This is a genomic window from bacterium (assembly GCA_021158245.1).
In the GTDB taxonomy this organism is placed as follows: Bacteria; Zhuqueibacterota; QNDG01; order QNDG01; family QNDG01; genus QNDG01.
The window spans coordinates 1-5,556 of record JAGGVB010000205.1 but is presented as its reverse complement, the minus strand read 5'-3'; the positions used below and the strand labels follow the sequence as shown (position 1 = coordinate 5,556).

Sequence of the window (5,556 nt, the reverse complement as noted above, 5' to 3'; positions counted from 1 at the left end):
TTCCATTATTGATCCAAATAAATTATCTTGTTTCTGGTTCATGGGTTTTCTCCTTATTTAATTTTGTTACCACTTTTAATATAAGAAAATCCTTGAACCAATTTTACAGAAAAGAATTTACACAAACGTCTGACCCCGGCTATTCAATTAAAAAATATAATAGTAAAGCCGGGAGAGTTCCGAACTTTTAGTGAACGCCGGGAGCATTTCAGGAAATTTTCAGCAGCCGGGATTTTTTGGGCACTTTTTTCTAAAAAAAGTGTCTGCTTATTATCTTAACAAAATCAATAAATCAGAACTAAAAACAAAGAACTGTACATTACAAAAAGAATACAGAAATCAAAATTAACAAACAAAGGAAGGAACGGTCACGACCGTTCCCTACAACAATACAATAAAATTGATAAAAATATAGTTCTTATATGTATTTTAAATAACCTACTCTTACAATAAGAGAAAGCCCCGGTTAATGATTACCGGAGCTTTGTGATAGAAGAGTGAACTATAAGGGGGTATTATCCTCTTTATATTACAGGATTATTTATTTTCCCTTCAAACAGGATTGTTCCGTTTGTTTTTTCATGGATAATAAAAATAAAGGGGCGGTCAACTTTAATAAATTTAACATTGTCTGTGCTGTTACTGATACCCATTTTATAATCAATAATCGTAACAGCAGCAGCTTCAGTGCCTTTTTCGTCAATTTTTATAAATGATTTGTGAAGTATTTCATCAATGTACAAATCATAAGATTTGCAGATACCGGAGAAATCTGCATCTGAGGGGGAGAATGCCTTTTTTATGCCGAGATTTTTCAGAACATCATTTAACTTAATTTTGTACCGTGTTTCAAATTTCGGCATTTGCAGAGTAATCGTTTGTTTAGAAACCTTGAATTTCTGCTGCCACATATCCCACGAGGATTTATTCATAGATTTAATTATGTTTTCAGCAGTATTGCCTGATTTGGGCACCAGCACTGCCATAGCAAAGTTTCCGCTCCCGTATGGAATATCAACCGCTTCGAAAGTGTCTGTTTCAAAACAGGGGAGATTCTCAGTAATTGTCATCATTTTACAATGAACAGTATCTCCCGAAGAAGTGGTAAATACATCCTCAATTGTAAAATTTTCATCAAATTTATACTGCCACATACCTTTAAAGTATATTGCATTTAACAAAAACATAACACTCGCAGGGTCAATGCTGTCCAAAATTTTTTCTATCTTCCCGTTCGTGTTGTCATAAACCCATGTATTAATTGTTTTCACTGCATCAGGCGAAGAGAAATCCAGCTCATTTACTTCTGCGCTGTAATAACTTTTATTTATTTTAAGAAAAGATTGTTCTACAGGGAAGCCTTTTTTGTACCAGATAGAATTTGCAATAGTTAAAATAACATCAGGGTCCGTGTTTACAAGAAGAGACATCAGAGAATGGAAGGATTTGTTCACGTCATCAATTGCCATGTTTCCAAAACCGAGAGTATTAAGTATCTCCTCCCGGGTTGTTCCTTCTGCGCCGTTCGCTGCCATGGCAAGTGCATAGGAAATGCTTATGGGCGAGATGAAAATGTTTGAATCAGACGGAACGGATGTAATCCCGCTGAATATTTTCATGCTGAAATCAGCAGTTGATTCTGCAATTTTTTTCTCCATTTGTGTAAATGGTCTTGTTGTTGGAGATTGAAAGGGAGAAAAGACCCGGTCGCAGCTGAAAAGTAAAAAAACGGGTAAAAATGTAATAATCAGGGCTGCTTTTTTCATACTATTTCCTCCTTTCCGGATAAAAATTAAAGTCTATCCACCACTGCAGTTCTTTAATGCTTGTGGAGTAGTATGACTGGTAAAAGTTAGGAACCATAAGCACCTGTATGTCAAAAAGCCTGCTAGGTGTAATAGTAGCTCCGAAAAGCAGTGTTGTAGATACATTGTTTCTAATGTCTTCCGGTTCAGTGTACCGCTCTCCGAATTTTTCTTTATTTTCAATCTTTCCGCTCTCATTTGTTGTTCTATAATCAAAATATGCAGTTGTGATATCACTTGTTCTGCTGCTGGTAAAAGTTCTTGTCAGCCCTGTAAGCAGCTTAAGATTTTTTGAAATCCTGCAGGTAACAAAAACAGGAATTTGAATTGAAGACACTTTTGATATAAATTGCCAATCAAGCATCTTTTTTTCTGCTACAGTTGATATCCATTCATTTTCTGACGATGTTGATGTCCGGTATCCCTGTCTGCCTCTGTCAGCATAAACATCTTCAAGTGTGGAAACCGTACGTTTTGAAGTCCTGTATTGCATACCGAGGCTGACCTTTGTTCTTTTATCCACAGGCCATATGAGCCCTGCTCCGAGGTGATGAGACCAGCTGCACCAGTCGCCATTTCCTGTTCTGTTGTCATAAAGGTGGCTTATGTGCTCACTTGAATATTTCCAGTTTTCATTTTCATTGTGATAGTTGCTGTAAGATGTGTCGCTTATATCACCTTTAAGATCAATATCTACGCCCTGTTTTTCAGTTCTGTAAAACAGCGTAAGGGTTTGAGAAGTACCAAGAAGAAATTTAAGATTGATGCCTCCATAATAAGTCTTCCCTTTATGGGTCCATGATTCATCACTTGTTCCGTTTCTGTAGTAATAGCTCCAGGATGTGCCCTGATCAATTACTCCATGCTGATAGGTGCTGCTGCTGCCCCAATTTTTTGCCTGATCAACATTGCCCCAGAGATAGCCGCCTGTTATTCCGGCTGAAACTTTAGGAGAAAACTTTGTAATAATTCCGGAAGATATGTCATAATGGCTGTAATCCTGATTCCTGCTGCTGATATAGCTGCTGCGGGATATATTATCAGATGACATTCCGTTATCCCACTGATATGTATTTTCATATTTTCCGTTTCTGGTATAAAAAACGCCGGAAGCCCTTATACCTGCATCCATAAATTTATTTAAGTTAAGTCCTGTAAACAGAGTTACGAAATGCCCTTCCTGATGCATGTTGTCGGCACCTTTGTACCTGTCTGTTACATTGTAATCGGATTCAATGGATTTGTTTCCGGAATAATCCAAACCTACGGCAGATCTGTAAACGTCCTGGGGGATTTCGTAAAAGTCTTCATCAATGAATATGGCCTGATAGGTAATTCCAAGGCGGACAGGCTTGCCCTTAATAGAAAACGGCTGTGTGAAAAAAGCTGCTGAAATTATGGGTTCTGTCTTTCTCCTGGATTCCGAATAGTACCATGGATACGGGATGTAGGATCTGGTATAGCAAAGCATAGGTATGGCTGAATAGCCTCTTTTCTCTTCTGAATTTCTGAAATTAATGTATCCGTACATGTCTAATAAAGAGTCCTGTGCAATGAATGCAGGATTAATCTGAAGATTGAGAAGGGGGTTGTCAACAAGGCCGAGAAGAGATGAGCCGAAATTACCAATACCGTATGGATTGACATAAGCAGGTTTAAAAAAGAAATCTGTCTGTTCAAAACTCTTCTCAAGTACTGTTTCACCAAAATATTGTGCGCTTAAAGATGACCATGCAATCAGCAGTAAAAGAGATGCTGTTTTTAGAGCTTTCATTGCTTCCTCCGTATAACTAATAATTGTATCATTTATTTGTCAGATGTTTTTTTATTAAACAAGGATTGTGCCAGAAAAAAAAGTTAATTTTCCCCGGCTATTTTACTTTAAGTGCTGCTTGAATAAATAAAATATACAGATTTTTCCTCGAAAAACTGATGAATCCTCAGAAAACTGAGCCCCGATTAATTAAAAACGGAAGGAGAATCCCACGGAAATAACGGTCTTTCTGTAGTATCTTTCGCGGAAAGGGGACTCATTTATATATGAGCCTAACCGCATTCTGATACTTTTTGATTCCCCAATATCACGGCATATATCAAGTACAACAAAACTGTTCTCTTCTTCCTCTGTTTCAGGGCGTATCTGAAACAGCGAAGATATGGAGTCAGTGTAATTCTTTTTTCTGATTACGCCTTTTAATGTAATTGTCAGATTATCTGTGATTACCCTGGCTGATGTGATTGAGATTTGCGGCCTGTAAAACGAGTAGCCAAAACTGTCGGATTTATTTAAGTCAACAGTTGCTCTTAAATCAACAAGTGCCCAGGAATAAAAGCGAAGGCTTACTGCAGCAGTATTTGTTCTGTCGTGCTGGTTGTACGATTTTTCTGCCAATGTTCCTATGTCTGATTCCTTATAACCGTAAGCAGGGCGATTAAAATTTCTATAACAAGTAGAAAATTCAAGTGCATAAGAAATTTTTGAGGAAAATTTGTATCTGAATGAAGCACTTGTGTTAATTCCTGAATATTCAAAATTTATATCATTAGGCATGCTGAATTTAATCAGAGAACTTTTTACAGTAATTAACATACCGGCATATGGAGTAATGTAGAGAACGGGAGATGCTTCCAATGTATTATAATTAATGGAGTTAAAATAGTATTTTGCCCTTATGCTGCTTTTCAGGCCGAATACAATGTTATTATTCAGATGCAGGTTAATTGAACCGCTGCACATGAGTGCAGCCCGGTTTTCGCTGGAAAATTTATTTAGCAGCTTTATGCCGCTGCTCACATTAAAAATTATATTTAAGCGATTAGAGGGAGCAGATGAAAAACTGTAATGGAAAAAGAGTTGATTAAAATTGTCTGCGCTGTGTCCTGTAGTATCTCGTGAAACATTTGTATCAGTGCCTGAGAAAAATTCAAGATGCTTAATACTGCGGCTTTGACAAAAACTGTTTTGTTCTGAAAAAAGCAGGGAAAAAAATATCGGGAAAACGGATTTACGTATATATTTTATAAACTTGCTGCTATTCATCTGTTTCCCGAATCCCGGCAAGTTTTTCAAACTTATCAGCGCTGTGTTTCAAACTGTCAGATATTGCAGATATGCGCTTTACATATAATTTCATTTCTCTGATAAATGTTTTAAGTGCAACCGGCGATGACGGAATTGAGCTGAAAGGCAGGGGGGAATCCTCGTTAATTTTTACAGCAGAAGCATCACGGGACTTAATATTGTCTCCGTAGGAATCCAAAGAGCTTGTTTCCAGGCCTATTTTTCCTGACCCTGTTAATATACGTTCCTCATTCTCATCAAAGAGTGCAAGGTCTTTATTCAGTTCGGATATGCGCTCTCTTACTTTCCGTTCATTTTCAAACTCCCGGATTAATCTTTTAATATCTTCTGCCTGATTTTTTAGTTTGTCCGATCTGTCAAGAAGCATGTTTTTTTTAAGCCTGAGGCTGGCAGGCGAATCCCACGGGCGCGGAGATATTATTATTGCTCGAAGTTTTGGGAGGTTTGCTTTAAGATATGCCGAGTTCAGAGCATGTTTTTCTGCAAGCAGAGAAGATATCTGCTTTGTAATTTTTGCTTTGTTTTGAGGGGCTGCTTCTTCCGTTTTTTTCATAAGTAAATCTATTCTGTTCTGCAGAAGTGCTGAAAGTATCCCTCTGTCCCTGACCAGCCTGCCTGAGAGAAGTTTTATCTTGTTATTTATTTTTTCTTCCCTGATAGTCAGTTGAT

4 protein-coding genes are annotated in these 5,556 nt (G+C 37.5%); all 4 read right to left on the bottom strand.

The genetic code is table 11. The features are described from left to right. Positions 1-524 precede the first annotated feature (524 nt). Positions 525-1,766 (bottom strand): serpin family protein, encoded by a 1,242-nt coding sequence (locus J7K93_12705; GenBank protein MCD6117869.1) that lies wholly within the window; start codon positions 1,764-1,766, stop codon positions 525-527. A gap of 1 nt (position 1,767) precedes the next feature. Then, the gene (locus J7K93_12700) at positions 1,768-3,579 is read right to left on the bottom strand and encodes a hypothetical protein (protein ID MCD6117868.1); all 1,812 of its coding nucleotides are present in this window, start codon (positions 3,577-3,579) and stop codon (positions 1,768-1,770) included. A 189-nt stretch (positions 3,580-3,768) separates the two neighbouring features. Further along, positions 3,769-4,845, bottom strand: coding sequence for a hypothetical protein (locus J7K93_12695; GenBank protein ID MCD6117867.1), 1,077 nt, complete (start codon positions 4,843-4,845; stop codon positions 3,769-3,771). Further along, a partial coding sequence (locus tag J7K93_12690) for a hypothetical protein (protein MCD6117866.1) occupies positions 4,838-5,556 on the bottom strand: 719 nt, incomplete at its 5' end. The genes J7K93_12695 and J7K93_12690, both read right to left, overlap by 8 nt.